Here is a 16,668-nt window from a genome sequence, read left to right on the forward strand (position 1 = left end):
CCCTCCGTTATTTATTATTTATTATATCTACATGTTGTGATTGATACCATTTTGGAATATAAGATGAAAAATGATTATGCTCTTCTAAAATTCCGTTTAATCTTTCCTTCATATCATCTACTAAATGCGGCGTACTTCGGTTCGTCCATACGATATCAGCTGGGAATGTCATTGCTGCATATAACGAATACAGTTTCCAAAAATGAAGCGATGGTTCGCCTCCGCAATAACCGTGAACTTGTCCAACCGCAAATGGTTTACTTATTCTTGTAGTAAAAATCGCTACATTATAAAAATCGTGTATTGGATCGCCAAAATCATATCCACCAAAATCAATAACGATAAACTCCTTATTATGAATCATACTATTTGCTGGATGGAAGTCATCATGTAAAAATCTTATTGGACGATTTTTCAATAAATCTTTATGATTCTCTACAAAGGTTAATACTGGCTTCAAATCCAGAAAATTCACCTCGTAATCTGCTAGTGCCTCTATGTATCTTTCGTATTTATTCCATCTAGATGTTTCCCATTTATTACTTGCACTTTCTCTTTCAATTGAGTGAATCCTCTTTAATACTTCCCCCGCTTTTCTTCCTGCATTATACTGTTCTTCCACCGATAGCTTCGTTAAACCTTCTTCACCATTTATACCTCGGGTCCATTCAAATACTTGAACACATTTATTTAATTTCTCAAGTATTATGAAATGAATTAACTTGGGCGTTGGAATATGTAATGACTCTAATTGTTTCATATACGTATATTCTTCTTGTTTACGTTCAAAATGAACAGCATCACATACTTTTGCAAAATAAGTTTCTTGATTCTTTAATTCAATTTTATACTTCTCTTCATGTGAAAAACCTTTTGAAATAGCTGTACACTTTGCAATACGAGGCCATTCTAGTTTTCTCTCTATCTCTCTAAGCATTTCTTCCACAACGTTCACCTCTATTAATATATGTACAAACTACCTAGCACTTCATGCTCTCTTTTATTTCCACCTTTAAACTCTACTGCAAATGGATTTTCGCCATTCTTATTCAAATGTTCTAGCACTAGCCCTTCTCCAATCGGTTCACAAAACTGTACATGAATATTTCCAAACACTACACTTTGACACTCAGCATTCCATTTTTCATTTTTCACAACTGAGCTTGTAGATAGTCTCATTACTTCTTTCCATTTCCGCACCGTTTCTCGAACGTTTTTCACTGCATAATGGATCGTTTCAATTTGTTGTACTTTGTTTTTATGTTCAGTGATCGTTCCTATGTTACGTAAATCGTTTCTTCTTTCTTCGTCCGTTTCATTCCACTGTATAAAGAAAGGTAATTTCGGTCCGTTCTCTTCTTGCTTAACAAATAACATTTTCCATTCTAGAAGCCGGCCATCTTTTCTCATGCGTTTCCCTTCAAATGGCCCTATCGTATGTAAGCCGTACTTATTAAAGTTAACTGCTAGCTCCTCAATTACATCTGTTCGGATTGCGATTTGTAGCATTCCTTCTCCATTTTGTAGTTTCACCACTGTTTCTTGTACTAATGGATTTTCTGCTTCTTTCGCTTTTTCTTCATGTTGAACTGTCAGAAATTCTATGTATGATAAGTCAAAATAACTTAAACTATTCCAAGTACCCCAGTTCGTATGCTCTCCGCCTAATACAGTATGAAATCCAAGTTCCTGCATTTGTTTTGCCGCTTCCTTCGGTGTATCATGAACTGCGTGAACGAGATGATCAAATCGTAACATGTCTTTCTCCCCTTTCTCTCCATCCTTTTATTGTATATTTTATTTTTCTTTCATTCAATTCAAAAACTTTAAAACCTAGTTGATTTATACGATTAATATGTATTATAATGAAACAAATTTAATTATTGCTGATTGGAAAAACCAAAGGCACTTTTCTCATACGGGAAAAGTGTCTTTTTCATTTATTATTACAGGGGGATTATTTATGCAGAAATTAATTGTCTTTGCTATTATTGGATTTTTCGCTCAATTGATCGACGGAGCACTTGGAATGGCGTATGGGGTAACGTCTACTTCACTATTATTAATGTTTGGTATTGCACCGGCTGTAGCTTCCGCATCGGTTCATTTAGCTGAAGTCGTTACAACTGCAGCTTCTGGCGCATCTCATATCAAATTTGGAAACGTTGATAAATATACAGTTTCCAGGCTTACATTACCTGGGGCAATCGGCGCATTTGTTGGGGCATGTTTTTTAAGTAATTTGCCTGGAGATGTGATCAAACCGTACATTTCCATATTTTTATTCACTTTAGGGGTTTACATTTTATTACGATTCATCATTCAAAAACAAATTGTCACTTCAAATAAGCGTATGTCTGCAAAACAACTTGTGCCGCTTGGTTTATTCGCTGGATTCGTTGATTCAACTGGTGGCGGTGGTTGGGGGCCGATTACGACACCCGTTCTTCTAGCAAGAGGAAATGAAGCTAGAAAAGTTATTGGATCTGTAGATACGAGTGAATTTCCTGTTTCACTCGCTGCAACAATTGGCTTCTTCATCTCACTTGGCTGGGAACAAGTAAGCTGGGTTTGGGTATTTGCGTTAATGCTTGGCGGTATTGTCGCAGCTCCAATTGCTGCATGGTTAGTTCGTATCGTTCCAGCACATTTACTTGGGGTATTAGTTGGCGGTCTTATTATCTTTACGAATATACGTACACTGCTTACTACATTTAAAGTGGATCCAACTATTATTTCACTTTCTTACGTTGCAGTTGGTCTTGTCGTTATTATTTCTATTTTCATTGCTGTTCGAAATCATTCCAATCGTCCTAACGCATCAACAGCTGAGTATCCAAATGATCAGAAGCAAATGCTACCATAACTATAAAAAATACCGCCCAATTTAGAGCGGTATTTTTTATTTTTCTATTTTCCAATTAATCATCGTTTCTGTAGCATTTACTCTCTTCATATGTAACTTTTCTAAAACACGAATCGAACTATAATTATCTAGAAGTGTCTCTGCAATTATTGTTTCTACCTCTCCTGTTTTGAAAGCCCAATCGATTAGTTCTCTTACAGCTTCTGTTGCATAGCCCATATTCCAATATTTCTCAATAAATCCATAGCCAATTTCCACTGTTTGATTCTCGTTTGGTCCACCTTTAAATCCAATATCACCTAAAACGCTATCATCTTCTTTCCGAAGAACATACCACGCCCCCCATGGTAATAAAGCCACATCTTGTTTTACATTCTTTACATGCCATACAATATGCGGACCGCTATTGTATCCTTGCTCGTTAGCAATTTGAATTCTCTCTTCTGTACACGGCACTATATAGAGCCTTTCTGTTTCTAATTTCATATTGATTTCCCCTTTTCAATTAAACAATACCTCAATTTTACTAAAAATAAAAAGAATATTCATCCTATTCGTTAAATTTATACTTATTCTTTGAAACGAATTTAAGGAATAATCCTCTTTTGATAGTTATGTCGAATTATATTTTTCTGAATTTTCTTTTAATTTAGAGGGTTTTTCAATATTTTTTGCGAAACATTTGTATAACAATTTTTTCTTTGCTTATTGCTACATAATAGTAGGTTCGGGTGGAGTTTTGCAAGCGTTTCCTATACAATAACCGAGATTTTTTGACTTTTCCTAACAAAATATCTTGCAATATATTCAGAAAGTCATTACAATTGCCATATATTAAAAATCTTAGCAATATATAAATCCTCATCAATCCGATGAGGTAGAGGTTGCGACTTTTAATAGTAAAACGGACGAGACACAGAGAATGTCAGCTGACTCCGTTTGAAAGGAAAAGTTGCCGAAGTTTATATTTCTTCTCTGGAAATATGAGCTGGGGCTGTCTCCGAAAGGAACAGAACTGTCACGTTTACAAAATTACCGTGTAAACGTGGGGTGCTATCTTAACGGAAGGGTATGATGGGGTGGTTATTTGTGAAACGTTCCGCCAAATTCCTTTGGCGGTTTTTTGTATTTTTCTCCCCCGCTCCTTCCTAACCTACAAGAAAAGGAGTGTTGAACATGAATAGCGCAACAAATCAATCTACCTCTAAAACGCAAACTACACAAGGACAAGGTGAATTAAAACGCGGATTAAAATCTCGTCACCTTACGATGATTTCTCTCGGTGGTACAATTGGTACCGGACTATTTCTTGCCAGCGGTGGTGTCATCCATACAGCTGGACCTGGTGGCGCATTAATTGCATACGCCGCAATTGGAATTATGGTTTATTTTTTAATGACAAGCTTAGCTGAACTTGCAGCTTACATGCCTGTTACTGGATCTTTTAGCACGTATGCAACAAAATTTGTTGATCCATCACTTGGCTTTGCACTTGGATGGAACTATTGGTATAACTGGGCAATTACGATTGCTGCTGAACTTGCAGCCGTAACATTAATTATGAAATTTTGGTTCCCAGATACCCCTTCTCTTATTTGGAGCGGATTATGTTTAGCTATTATTTTCCTTTTAAACTATTTATCTGTTAAAGGGTTTGGTGAATCTGAATATTGGTTCGCACTTATTAAAGTAGTTACGATTATTATCTTTTTAATTGTTGGTTTCATGATGATTTTTGGAATTATGGGCGGTGAAACGGTTGGCTTTAAAAACTTCACTGTTGCAGATGCACCATTTAACGGCGGTATCATGGCAATTATCGGTGTATTTATGGCAGCTGGTTTCTCATTCCAAGGTACTGAACTATTAGGAGTAGCTGCTGGTGAAACGTCTGATCCAGAACGTAATATCCCAAAAGCAATTCGTTCAATCTTTTGGCGTATTCTTTTATTCTATATCCTTGCGATTCTCGTTATTGGTTTATTAATTCCTTATACAACTGAAAGCCTTGCTGCAAGTGATGTTACAGTAAGTCCGTTTACACTTATTTTTGAAAAAGCGGGCGTTGCCTTTGCTGCTTCTGTTATGAACGCTGTTATTTTAACTGCTGTACTATCTGCTGGTAACTCTGGTATGTATGCATCAACTCGTATGCTTTGGGATTTAGCTCGCCAAGGAAAAGCACCAAAGTTTCTTGGTAAATTAGATAGCCGCGGTGTACCTGTTAACGCGCTAATCGTAACGTCAATTGTTGGTAGTATTGCTTTCATTGCTTCTTTATTCGGTGATGGTGTTGTATACATTTGGTTATTAAACGCATCTGGAATGTCTGGTTTTATCGCATGGGTCGGAATTGCAATTAGTCATTACCGTTTCCGCAAAGCATATATCGCACAAGGAAAAGATTTAAAAGACTTACCCTATAGAGCAAAATGGTTCCCATTCGGTCCAATCTTCGCATTTACACTTTGTATCATCGTAATTTTAGGACAAAACTACGGCGCATTTATGGGTGAAGCAATTGATTGGAACGGTGTACTCGTTTCTTACATCGGTTTACCACTCTTCTTAGTACTATGGTTAGGTTATAAATTTACGAAAAAAACAAAAGTGATTCCACTTGATAAATGTGAACTAAAATAAAGTGAAACGAGCAAACAAATTTGTTTGCTCGTTTTTTGTTACAAACCTCTTTCCTTTATTATTGCTCCTGTTTTTGCAATAATAAAGGAAATATAAATAAAGGTTGGGATACAATGAACATTCGTATTACTGATGAAGCAAAAGCAGCTATACATAGATTAGAACTTGAAGATAAAAAGATCGTTCGCATTAGAGGAACAATGACGAACTCTTGTAGTATTTTCGTTGATGTCGATTTAATTTGGGATACATATAACGCAGATGATGTTGTATATGAAGATGCAGAGCTTATCGTACAAATGGATTCATTCACGAAAGACTACACTGGTGATACGGTGAAACTTGATTATAAGACGACAGGTTTTAGTATTACGACTCCGAGTGAGACGTTAGTTTATGGATTGTCGATAAAAAAATAAAAATTGTTTTCATTTGACCACCGAGGTGAAAAAATGGGTAATTATGTTCCGTTAAAATTTTTATTTAATGAAGAATTAGCAGAAAAAATAGCTGATTCTATTTGTAAACACGATCCTAATTTTTCTAAAAGAATCTTTGTGGATTCTGTAACATATAAAGTTGAAAATTTAGAGTTAAAACAACGTATTGAAGTAATGGCAGATGAATTACACAATGCTTTACAAAAAGATTTTAATGAAGCAATACATATATTACTGAAAACATTAGGACCAGAAAATACAACAGAAGTAGGCACATTTACAAATGGATATATGTACATGCCTCTTGCAAAATACGTTGAAAAATATGGACTTTACGATTTTGAAACCTCGTTCAATGCAATGTATGAAATAACGAAAAGGAATACTGCTGAATATGCCATTCGGCCCTTTCTTGAAACATACCATGAAGATACACTAAACATATTACAACAGTGGATTCATGACGAAAACAGCCACATTAGGAGATTAGTTTCTGAAGGTACAAGACCAAGGCTTCCTTGGGCTAAAAAAACAGGAGCTCTAAAAGGTGATTTTAAGTACAATTTACAGCTTCTTGAACCATTAATGAATGACCCTTCTAAATATGTTCAAAAATCTGTAGCCAATCATATTAACGATATTACGAAAGAAGATAAAGAACTCGTTTTTCAGTGGTTACAGCAATTACGTGATAAACAGCATCCTGTTAACGCTTGGATTATAAAACATGGGTTAAGAACGGTGATAAAAAGTGATGCTTTGCCAAAAGATTTTTCTTTTTAAGTATTTTAAAGAAAACCGCTTATGCTTCAAAAATGAAGTATAAGCGGTTTTCCTCTTTCAAACATTACCCTTGCCTTAAAATATTTTGAAACATTTTCAGCTTATTTCGTTCAAAGCTTTCTATAAGTTCTTTTCCAAATATCGTTATACTCTCTTCCCAAGGCTGGCCTAAATAGCCCCACTTAAAGTCTTTTTGAATGAAGAAGTAGTAATCTCCATTTGGAAATACAGGTATCATCCACTCATCAAATTCATTTCTTTCAAACTCTAAATGGGGATTCACCCAATAACACTCATGTTACCAATCTAGTGCCATGATATATTCATTCGATGCTGTAATTTCTTGAAAGGCTTGTAACGCTTTACTTTCCAGATCATTTATCGACTCTCCAAAGTAATGAGAAATATCATATGTAACAAAAGGACTTGGCACCATAAATGATGGAAATGTAGAAACACCTGGCGAAAACTCAAGCTCACTATATACCCTTTCCAAAATTCGCTCGTCCTCTTTGTCTGTAAACTCAATCCAATTCTCCATTAAACATCTACCTTTCCTTTATATTTTAAAGGAATTCCACTCGAAAATCCCGAATATATAAATAACAATTCTCACAAGGAGTAACGTTATATGAATCTATTCGAACACGAAACGTAAAACCGTTTCTCTTTAATAAGAGGTCCTCCGCTTTTTTTCTCATCATATCATCTATTAAAAAATAGGAGGACAAAATTATGAAACGTGATCCATTATTTTTAACTTTATTAGAAAGCGCAAATACAAATTTTATTGGCTGGGATTTTTCTTTCATTTCAGAAACAGGTCGAATGAAGAGCGAGCCATTACCATGGTCGTACGGCAGTACTGCTTTTCAGCTTATGCAACGTGCAGAATCAATGCTCGATATGGGTACTGGCGGCGGAGAGTTTTTATCTATGTTACAACCGTTCCCGTCAACTATATTGGCTACTGAGGGCTACGCTCCAAACGTGCCAATTGCTCGAAAGAAGTTAGAGCCTTTTGGAGTTACTGTTGTAGCGGTGAACGATGATACTGTTTTACCATTTCAAAATCGTCAATTTGATTTAATTATAAATCAACATGAATCGTATGCTGCTTCTGAGGTAAACAGAGTCCTTTCTCCAAGTGGCGTTTTTCTTACACAACAAGTTGGTGGTCTTGATTGCGCGGAACTTAATGCGCAGTTTGGCTCACCACTAAATAGCGAATTTGCAAGTTGGTCTCTCGAAACCGCATGCAGGGAGTTAAAGGAAAATGGATTTACTATTTTAGAAGAAAAAGAAGAGTTCCCCTTTCAACGCTTTTATGATATTGGCGCTATCGTCTATTATTTAAAAGCGATTCCGTGGCAAATTCCTGATTTTACTGTTGAAAGGTATTATGAGGATTTATATCGCATACATGAGAGCATCTTACAAAAAGGATATTTTGATGTGAAGCAACATCGATTTATGATTAAGGCGATTCGTGACTAACGGAACAAAAAGGAGGTGGCAAAGCCACCTCCTTTTTGTTCCGTTTACGTATATTCTCTACTCTTTCACCATAAGAAAAGTTATATCATACATATTACAATTATGACCAATGAATTGTATTTCTGAAGCATATAATCACCTCGCATATATAATGAAAGCAAAAACGTGATTTTTCACTATCCTCTTCTATTGAGAAACGAGTTGTTTTTCATATCGTTTGTTCGCATCATCTTCTGTCAAACATGCAGTTGTGTAATTAATAATATTCCGGTTATCGTAAGTGAATATATGTTTTAACTTATTTTCTTCTGTTAATACTATCGGTAAGTATTTTGGTAAATTGCTAACTACTCCTCTATTATCACCATCTAATATCCAATCAATTTCTTTCCATTCTAACAATCCTTCAGCCGTACGTAATGGTGTATTCATTTGCATTCCATCTGGCAAATCAGCAACGAACACATACATTCCTTCACTAGCCTGGGGCTCATCTTTACCTTTAAAAACAACAGTCCCTTTATACGTTACACTTGAAAGTTCTATGCCCGTTTCCTCAAACGTTTCTCTAATTATTCCATCGTATGGCGTTTCATTCTCTTCTATTTTCCCTCCGACACCATTCCACATCCCCATATTCGGCTTTTTATTTCTATTTAATAGCAGTATTTTATCGCTTTTTCTAATAAAGCAAATTGTGTATTTGTACATACGATCATTTCCTTTCATTTTCCACATGAGTTATTTGGCTTATTTTCAATTAAAAACACTCGCCTTATAATTCCTTACTACATAATATATAGTACAACTTTCATGCGTAAACACTTTACGTCAAACGAGAGAATCCTTTTTAGAAAGGAGAATTTAAAATCGATAATATAAGCAATGAATTTTTAAACCAATATTACAACAGCCTCGTGTGGTTAAACGATACACACTGGTTCGGGGTTCCAATCTGTAAACTTCCCTCTGATCTCTTTTTGTATCAAGAAATTATTTATGAATTAAAGCCCGATTTAATTATTGAATGCGGGACTTTTCACGGTGGTAGTGCACTGTATTTAGCTTCTATGTTAGATTTAATTGGAAAAGGTCACGTACTTACTATCGATATAACTCCGCAGCCAAATCGGCCATCACATAATCGGATTACGTATTTAACAGCATCTTCTGTTTCTGTGCAGGCCATCCAAACAATAGTAAGTATGCGCAAACCTGATGATGTGATTTTAGTTATTTTAGATTCTGATCATAGTAAAGAGCATGTATCCAAAGAACTCTTACTATATAAATCTATCGTCACTACTGGCAGTTATATGATTGTAGAAGATACCTCCATTAACGGAAATCCGCTTCTTCCCTATTGGGGTCCTGGCCCGATGGAAGCTGTGGAAGAGTTTTTAACTAAAAACAATAACTTCATAATCGACGAGTCTAAACATAAATTTTTCATATCATTTAATCCAAAAGGTTTTTTAAAGAAAATAAAGTGAAACTTTAATAAGTGGGGTTTTGCACATCCCCACTTATTCTATCATTTTCATTTTTGAAAAAGGATAATATACAAATTCCACCTTGCCAATTATGTTATCTTCTTCAATATATCCTAAGCCATTGCGACTATCTCTACTCACTTCGCGGTTATCTCCCATTACAAATAACTTATTTGGCGGAATTTTTGTCTTTTGAAAGTTATAAAACACTTGTGTGTTGTTAAATAAATCTTTGTTCGTATATGGTTCTTCTTGCTTTTTATCGTTCACATATACCTTTCCATTCGTTATGTTAATTACATCACCAGGAAGTCCTATTACACGTTTCACATAATATTTCGATTCATCCTCTTCCTTTATAATGACAATTTCTCCGTGCTGTAAATTAGAAAGACGTACTACTGCTTTATTTACAAATACGTAGTCTTCTTCATATAAAGTCGGCTGCATCGATTCGCCTTCCACTTTACATAAAGTAAAAGAATGGTAGCCTATTACCATCACAAATATAAATAGTATGTACTTTCCCCAGCCTCTCTTAATCTCCTTTTTCATATCCATTCCCACCTTATAAAGCGCTTTTTAACTCAAAAAATATATCACTGCACAATATGTTTCCATGCAGTGATACTATTTTTACTGTGCCTTGTTCGGTTGTTCTACTGGAATTGAATTTGTATTTGATCTATTTGTTTTTAATTCAAAATACGCATCCAAAATCTCTTTACCAATCGCAGAATTAATTCCTGATTTATCATCATTCACCCATGGTACAACAACTGAAAAAGCTACTTCCGGATCAGCATCATATGGTGCATAACCGGCAAGAGTTAAATTATAACATTTTTTTCGGTTGTTGTTCTCATCTCTTCCAATATCACTTTCTCCACCATATACTGTCTCAGCTGTTCCTGTTTTTCCCGCTGGTTTATATGGTAGACCTTTAAACGTTCCGGTACCTGTTCCGTCAGCTTCTTGAAAAACTCTTCTAAATCCTTCTTTTACATGATTAATGTACGAAGTGTCCATATCCAATCTATTTAATACAACTGGTTCAATCGACCGAACGACTTTTCCTACATCCTCTGGTCTATTCGGTTGCTCTCTAACTTCTTGTACAATTTGTGGTTTCATTCGGTAACCGCCATTTGCAATTGTGGAAATATATTGTGCAAGCTGAAGCGGCGTATATGTATCATACTGTCCAATCGCGTAATCAAGTAAAAATCCGGGTATGTTATCAGTTCTACCTATTTGACCGATTGATTCATTTGGCAGGTCAATACCAGTCGACACACCTAGGCCAAATTGTCTAAAATAGTAGCGCATTTTATTAAATGTTTCTTGTTTAATGTCTAATGGATTATTTGGGACATAATTAATGCCTGCCATTTTTAAAGCTGTATTAAACATATAAACGTTCGATGACACTTGTAAAGCTCTTAAATCATCAATATCCCCAAATTCTTTCCACGATTTCTTCGGCTTAGAACTTCCTTTAAAATACATTGGTGCATCAAAGAAATGTGTATACGGCTTAATCGCTTCTGTTTGATATCCAGCTAATAAAGTAGCCCCTTTTACAGTTGATCCTAACTCATAAGAACTTGTCATCGTTCCTAATGCATAATCTTCTATTTGCATACCGCCATCTTTATTTACAATTTTCTTTCCTGCCATTGATAAAATTTGACCGTTTTTCGGATTCATCATTACTACGAACGCACGATCCATCATCGGCTCTGCAGCATGAAAGGCTCGTAAATTCTTTTCAAGACTTCCCTCTACTCTTTTCTGCAAATCCATATCGACTGTTAACATTAAATTATTTCCACTTTTTCCTTCGGTCACTTTTTCTGTTCGAACAATCTTCCCTGCTTTATCCATAATATTTTTAGACTGTTCTTTCGTTCCATGTAGTGCATCTTCGTATTGTTTTTCGATGTAACTTTTACCAATACGGTCGTTTCGATTATAATCACGAACTAAATAATAATCTAATTGCTCTCTTGGCAACCCTTCATTTTCATTAGAAACGCTACCTAGTATAGAGCGCAGTATTTTATCATTTGGGTATTCACGTTCCCAATCTACTGTCGTATCTACCCCTGGTAAACTTGCCAACCTTTCACTAACGACAGCATATTCATTTTGACTTACATCTTTTTTAACGATTTGCGGTGTCATTTTATATCCTGCATTCATTTTGCTTTTAATTACTAATACTTCTATATCTTCCTTTGAAAGCTCATTTAATTCTTCTTGCGTAATTCTTTCCCGGCGCAGTTCTTCTACTTTTTTATCTAATTCTTTTCCTTCTATTTCTTGCTTTCTAAATTTACTCTCATCTTCTTTCGTTACTTTCGCTGCTGCCCGCTTTTCATTTAACTGCATCCAAAAATCTTTCTTATCTGTCTCCGTTAACTTATCCATGTCCTCTTGCGACATTTCAATTAGCTTGGCTAAATCTCTTGCTACTTGTAAAACTTCTTTCGAGTCTACTCCTCTCATTTTCGTATATGTAACGGTTCGCAATGGTTTATTATTTACAATAACGTGACCTTGCCGATCAAACATTTTCCCTCTAGGAACGGGAGTGCTTACCGTTACATCTTCCTTTTTGTTTACTTCATTTCTATACGTTTCTCCATCAATGATTTGTACTTTACCTAATTGAATTATAATAGCTGAAAATAAAAGAAAGACAATAAAAAATAGTACATTTAACCGAAATGGAATATGAGTCTTTTTCTTTTTCGATTGTTTTTTCTGCTCCTTTTTCTGTCTCATTTCGCTCCCTCGCTTCATTCTATTAACATTTCTACGCAAAATCATTATGTATCAAATTTATTTCTATGATATATATAGAATTTTATATTAATTACTAAAGAAATAAAAGATTTAATTTTCAGTTTTTTAATTTTATAACCTATTTATTACCATTCCCCTTCATACGTCATAACATGAATTTTATTCAAACAAAAAACTGAGGTGTTCTCTATACACCTCAGTTTTTCATAAAAATAATAACTTATTTAACCGACGATAACCCTTCAACAAACTCACCAATCTTATTTTGAAAAACAAAATCAAAGTTATATTCCTGTCCTGTTAACTCTTCATTTACTAAAATAGTTGTTGCTCCCACTTCCCTCTTTGCAATTTGCGGGAATGAAGCGACAGGCTGTACTTTTAGTGACGTTCCCATAACGATAAGCACATCTGTTTCATATAAACGTTTGATAGCATTTTGATATTGCGGCAATGTATCTCCGTATAAAACAACGTCTGGATTTAAAATGAAATTACACTTCTCACAACGCGGTACTTCATGATCAATCATATACTGTAAATCATATCCAGATTTACATTTTGGACAATGTGCTGTTTGAAGTGTTCCATGTAAATCAATGACATGCTTACTGCCACCTAATTGATGTAAACCGTCAATATTTTGCGTTAAAATCGTAATATCTTTCCCTTGTTCTTCTAGCGCAGCTAAAAAGCGATGGCCACGATTTGGTTTATATTGATGGATCGTATTAATTTGAAAAATTTCTTTATAATGCTTCCAAAATTCTTTCGGACTTCGGTTATAGTACCCTCTTGATAAGTACATCTCCACATTCGCATCAGCATACAATCCATTTGCTGAACGAAAATCTGGGATACCACTTTCCGTACTTGCACCTGCGCCTGTTAATACTGTAATTTTCTTCGCTTTTTCTAAAATTGAACGTACTTCTTCAAATTGTTGCACAAAAATCACCTCTATGTATTTTCCTATTCTTATTATACCAGTTGTTTACAGGAGGTGTTGTACGATTCGTTTTATTTAATGCGTCGTGCCCCCAACCTCTACAATATCTACCTCAACTATCGTCGTTACCTCAACTGCCAATTCTATCCCCTTACGAATAGTAGAAAGTGACATACTCGGTTGTCCTGGATAATTACTCGCTTGTTCTGGTAAGAACGGAATGTGAATGAATCCGCCTTTTATTTTCTTATCATGTTTCTCTAGTTCATGCATAAGTCCATAGAATAAGTGATTACAAACGAATGTACCTGCCGTTTGTGAAATAGATGACGGTATGCCTTCTTCGCGAAGTTTTTTTACAATTGCTTTCATCGGGAGTGTGGACCAATAGGCAGCCGGTCCTTCTTCTACAACCGGTACATCTACCGGCTGATTCCCTTCATTATCAGCAATTCTTGCATCATCAATATTAATTGCGACACGTTCTATCGTAATATCTGGTCTGCCCCCGGCTTGTCCAATGCATATAATAATTTCCGGCGCTAGTTCTTCTATATACTCTTTTAATACGCTTATTGATTTATGAAATACTGTTGGGACTTGTTTGCTTATTATCTTGTATTCTCCAATTGTTTTTTCATGCAAACCTTTTGCTACTTCCCAAGCTGGATTGATATTTTCTCCGCCAAACGGATCAAACCCTGTTAATAATACTGTTTTCATAGTTTTATCCTCCTAATTAGAAACGATATACAAGGCCGTACATAATAAACATATTTATGATAAAAATTGAAAGAGCAATTGGTACTTGTGCTTTAATAACCGCATTTTTATCCTTTAGCTCTAAAAGCATCGCAGGTACGATATTAAAGTTTGCTGCCATTGGTGTAAGCAGCGTTCCGCAATATCCAGCAAACATACCGAGTGCTGCCATAATTGCTGGGTTTCCGCCGTGCATTTGAACTATTAAAGGTAAGCCAATTCCGCCAGTAATAACAGCAAACGCTGCGAATGCATTTCCCATTACGACTGTAAATAGCATCATGCCTAAACAGTACGCCATAACAGCAACGAACGGATACTCTGTCGGTAACACTTGTCCGACTAAATCTGAAACAACTTGTCCAACGCCAGACTTCGCGAATATACCGCCAAGTGCTGCTAACATTTGTGGTAAAATTACAGCCCAGCCGACAGCTTGTAATAGTCTGCTTCCTTCTTGTACAGGCGTTGTTATTTTTGATTTTGTAATACGCATCGCCGCAACGAATGCGAGTAATGCACCAAGCGCTAATGCAACTAATGTTACTTTATCTGGATCAACAAGAGAGACATTACCCCATTTAATTTTCCCTAACGTCAACGTACCGATAATTGTAAAAATAGGAATTAAAAGTGCAGGCATAAAAATTTTATTTTTTAATTTCTCAGCATGTTTTACACGTTCTTGTACTGGAACTTCTTTCTCCTCTGATTTTGTTACTTTATTTAGTGAAGCTAAAACGACCATAGCGAGCACTATACAGCCAACGTAAAACGAAGGGATTACATTTCCGAATAAAAATGTAACTGCAAACAATGCCCAAAATAAACTAGAACCGAATCTGTTTGGATGTTCACGATCGAATGCGATACGAACAGCGATAAAAGCAACGATTATCCCTAATAGATAATAGATTGTATCCATTGTGATGATGTTCATATTAAATTGCCTCCTTCTCTTCTTTTCCTTCTGCCTTCATTGTTTTCTCTATATATTTATCAAACCTTCTAAATCTAATCCAGCTTACAATAAGTGCAGATATTGCAGTTGGAATGCCCCAAAGTGCCATATCCCATACTCCGACATGCATACCTACTGAATCGAAGAATCCTTTCATTAATAAAATAGCTCCAGTTGCGATGAAAATATCTTCTCCGAAAAACCAAGCTGTATTTTCAGCAGCCGCTGCGTTTGCTTTAATCTTTTCTCTTAATTTTTCAGGAAGTTTACCGTATTTACCTTGCGCGGCCCCTTCTGCCATCGGTGCAACGAGCGGTCTTACCGTTTGTGCATGCCCACCAATATTAAGCCCTAGTGCTGCTGATGATTCTCTTATCGTAAAATATGACATTAATACTCTTCCAGTTGTTGCTCCTTTTGATTTCGTTATAAGTGCTTCTGCTCTTTCTTTTAAACCGTAACGCTCTAAAATTCCGATTACCGGTAAAGTTAATATAATTGGCATAGACATATATCTATTTTCTATGAAAAATTTGCCGAACATGCTGATCACATCATAAAAACTTAATCCTGAAACCATACCAGTAACAATACCTGCAACCATAACTACTAAAAGTGTATTTAATCTAAATAAAAAGCCCACTGCAACAAGTAGTATCCCGATTAATTTAATCATTTCTAGCACTTCCTCTCATTTTTTATTTCGGTGCACAAATAGAAATCCCATTAAGTTCGAATGTTCTGTATATTCTTCCCGCAAATTGCACTGCTTTTTCCCCATCACCGTGTAAACAAATTGTTTGCACCTGAACTGCTACTTTCTCTCCATTGACCGCATTTACATGGCCTTCTTTCACCATTTGAAGCACTTGCTTTATCGCTTCGTCTTCATCTTTTATAAGCGCATTTTCTTCTGTACGGCTCGTTAACGTACCATCTTGCTTATATGTACGATCCGCAAAAGCCTCTTGTACGAGAGTTACATTGTATTTTTCTGCAGCCTGTATAAACGCCTCGCTATTTGCTAATCCGTAAAGTAATAGATTTGGGTTAATATGATAAATTGCCTTTACGATTGCATCTGCAATTTCCGGATTAGTTGCCGCCATATTATATAGAGCGCCATGCGGTTTCACATGATGCATCTCCCCACCAGCCACTTTTACAAACCCGTCTACTGCCCCAATTTGATATAAAACATAATCATATACTTCACTTGCTGAAACATTCATGTTTCTTCTACCAAATCCAATTAAATCTGGAAAACCAGGATGTGCCCCTATCGCTACGTTATGCTGCATTGCCTTTTCAACCGTCTTCCTCATTACAGACGGATCACCCGCATGAAAACCGCAAGCAACGTTTATAGAGGAAACGAACGGAAGAATTTCATCATCATTCCCCATTTTATAAGCGCCAAAACTTTCTCCTAAATCACAGTTTAAATCAATTGTAGTCACAAT

General features: G+C 35.8%; 17 protein-coding genes, 1 pseudogene and 1 riboswitch. Of the genes and pseudogenes, 6 read left to right on the top strand and 12 right to left on the bottom strand.

The genetic code is table 11. From position 1 onward, the window contains the following. Positions 1-7 precede the first annotated feature (7 nt). A complete protein-coding gene (locus AC241_RS15270) occupies positions 8-946 on the bottom strand; it encodes an aminoglycoside phosphotransferase family protein (protein WP_050844135.1) in 939 nt (312 codons plus the stop codon). Between the two features lie 14 nt (positions 947-960). After that, positions 961-1,758, bottom strand: coding sequence for a VOC family protein (locus AC241_RS15275; protein ID WP_050844137.1), 798 nt, complete (start codon positions 1,756-1,758; stop codon positions 961-963). A 205-nt stretch (positions 1,759-1,963) separates the two neighbouring features. Between AC241_RS15275 and AC241_RS15280 the strand changes: the two genes are divergently transcribed. Continuing rightward, entirely contained in the window at positions 1,964-2,866 is a 903-nt protein-coding gene (locus AC241_RS15280; RefSeq protein ID WP_050844139.1) for a sulfite exporter TauE/SafE family protein, read from the top strand. Between the two features lie 36 nt (positions 2,867-2,902). Here the strand turns inward: AC241_RS15280 and AC241_RS15285 are convergent, their stop codons facing one another. Continuing rightward, positions 2,903-3,352: a GNAT family N-acetyltransferase gene (locus AC241_RS15285; protein WP_050844142.1), complete on the bottom strand. Its 450-nt coding sequence runs from the start codon at positions 3,350-3,352 to the stop codon at positions 2,903-2,905. Positions 3,353-3,736: 384 nt separating this feature from the next. Beyond that, positions 3,737-3,930: riboswitch (Lysine riboswitch) on the top strand. Between the two features lie 112 nt (positions 3,931-4,042). Here AC241_RS15285 and AC241_RS15290 point away from each other — a divergent pair. The 3 genes from AC241_RS15290 to AC241_RS15300 all read left to right on the top strand — a co-directional run bounded on the left by AC241_RS15290 (position 4,043) and on the right by AC241_RS15300 (position 6,732). Beyond that, positions 4,043-5,509, top strand: coding sequence for an amino acid permease (locus AC241_RS15290; protein WP_001083394.1), 1,467 nt, complete (start codon positions 4,043-4,045; stop codon positions 5,507-5,509). Between the two features lie 113 nt (positions 5,510-5,622). Beyond that, on the top strand, positions 5,623-5,928 hold the full coding sequence (locus AC241_RS15295) for an iron-sulfur cluster biosynthesis family protein (RefSeq protein WP_001026167.1): 306 nt from the start codon (positions 5,623-5,625) through the stop codon (positions 5,926-5,928). A gap of 33 nt (positions 5,929-5,961) precedes the next feature. Beyond that, complete coding sequence (locus AC241_RS15300) at positions 5,962-6,732, top strand: DNA alkylation repair protein (RefSeq protein WP_043937009.1); 771 nt, start codon at positions 5,962-5,964, stop codon at positions 6,730-6,732. Positions 6,733-6,796: 64 nt separating this feature from the next. On the opposite strand, the pseudogene AC241_RS15305 reads toward AC241_RS15300, so the two are convergent. Further along, positions 6,797-7,273 (bottom strand): annotated as a pseudogene (locus tag AC241_RS15305) (DUF2716 domain-containing protein). A gap of 194 nt (positions 7,274-7,467) precedes the next feature. Here AC241_RS15305 and AC241_RS15310 point away from each other — a divergent pair. Beyond that, the gene (locus AC241_RS15310; RefSeq protein ID WP_043937011.1) at positions 7,468-8,229 is read left to right on the top strand and encodes a class I SAM-dependent methyltransferase; all 762 of its coding nucleotides are present in this window, start codon (positions 7,468-7,470) and stop codon (positions 8,227-8,229) included. 186 nt (positions 8,230-8,415) lie between these two features. Here the strand turns inward: AC241_RS15310 and AC241_RS15315 are convergent, their stop codons facing one another. Next, complete coding sequence (locus AC241_RS15315) at positions 8,416-8,940, bottom strand: NUDIX hydrolase (RefSeq protein WP_016081084.1); 525 nt, start codon at positions 8,938-8,940, stop codon at positions 8,416-8,418. A 158-nt stretch (positions 8,941-9,098) separates the two neighbouring features. On the opposite strand from AC241_RS15315, the gene AC241_RS15320 reads away from it, so the two are divergent. After that, positions 9,099-9,722: a cephalosporin hydroxylase family protein gene (locus AC241_RS15320; RefSeq protein ID WP_268998439.1), complete on the top strand. Its 624-nt coding sequence runs from the start codon at positions 9,099-9,101 to the stop codon at positions 9,720-9,722. 33 nt (positions 9,723-9,755) lie between these two features. On the opposite strand, the gene lepB is transcribed toward AC241_RS15320, so the two are convergent. From lepB to pxpA, 7 genes are all read right to left on the bottom strand, one after another. Next, positions 9,756-10,277, bottom strand: a complete 522-nt coding sequence (gene lepB / locus AC241_RS15325; protein ID WP_016081083.1) for a signal peptidase I — start codon at positions 10,275-10,277, stop codon at positions 9,756-9,758. 81 nt (positions 10,278-10,358) lie between these two features. Continuing rightward, positions 10,359-12,512: a peptidoglycan D,D-transpeptidase FtsI family protein gene (locus tag AC241_RS15330; RefSeq protein ID WP_016081082.1), complete on the bottom strand. Its 2,154-nt coding sequence runs from the start codon at positions 12,510-12,512 to the stop codon at positions 10,359-10,361. Positions 12,513-12,753: 241 nt separating this feature from the next. After that, positions 12,754-13,482, bottom strand: a complete 729-nt coding sequence (locus AC241_RS15335; RefSeq protein WP_043937015.1) for an NAD-dependent protein deacylase — start codon at positions 13,480-13,482, stop codon at positions 12,754-12,756. Positions 13,483-13,557: 75 nt separating this feature from the next. Further along, complete coding sequence (gene pcp, locus AC241_RS15340; protein WP_016081080.1) at positions 13,558-14,205, bottom strand: pyroglutamyl-peptidase I; 648 nt, start codon at positions 14,203-14,205, stop codon at positions 13,558-13,560. A gap of 16 nt (positions 14,206-14,221) precedes the next feature. After that, positions 14,222-15,184 carry a DUF979 domain-containing protein gene (locus AC241_RS15345; RefSeq protein ID WP_050844144.1) on the bottom strand — a complete coding sequence of 321 codons (963 nt, stop codon included), beginning with the start codon at positions 15,182-15,184 and terminating at the stop codon, positions 14,222-14,224. A 1-nt stretch (position 15,185) separates the two neighbouring features. Then, positions 15,186-15,881, bottom strand: a complete 696-nt coding sequence (locus AC241_RS15350; protein ID WP_000593392.1) for a DUF969 domain-containing protein — start codon at positions 15,879-15,881, stop codon at positions 15,186-15,188. 22 nt (positions 15,882-15,903) lie between these two features. Continuing rightward, positions 15,904-16,665, bottom strand: a complete 762-nt coding sequence (pxpA, locus tag AC241_RS15355; protein WP_050844146.1) for a 5-oxoprolinase subunit PxpA — start codon at positions 16,663-16,665, stop codon at positions 15,904-15,906. Positions 16,666-16,668 lie beyond the last annotated feature (3 nt).

This window comes from Bacillus thuringiensis, assembly GCF_001182785.1.
In the GTDB taxonomy this organism is placed as follows: Bacteria; Bacillota; Bacilli; order Bacillales; family Bacillaceae_G; genus Bacillus_A; species Bacillus_A thuringiensis_S.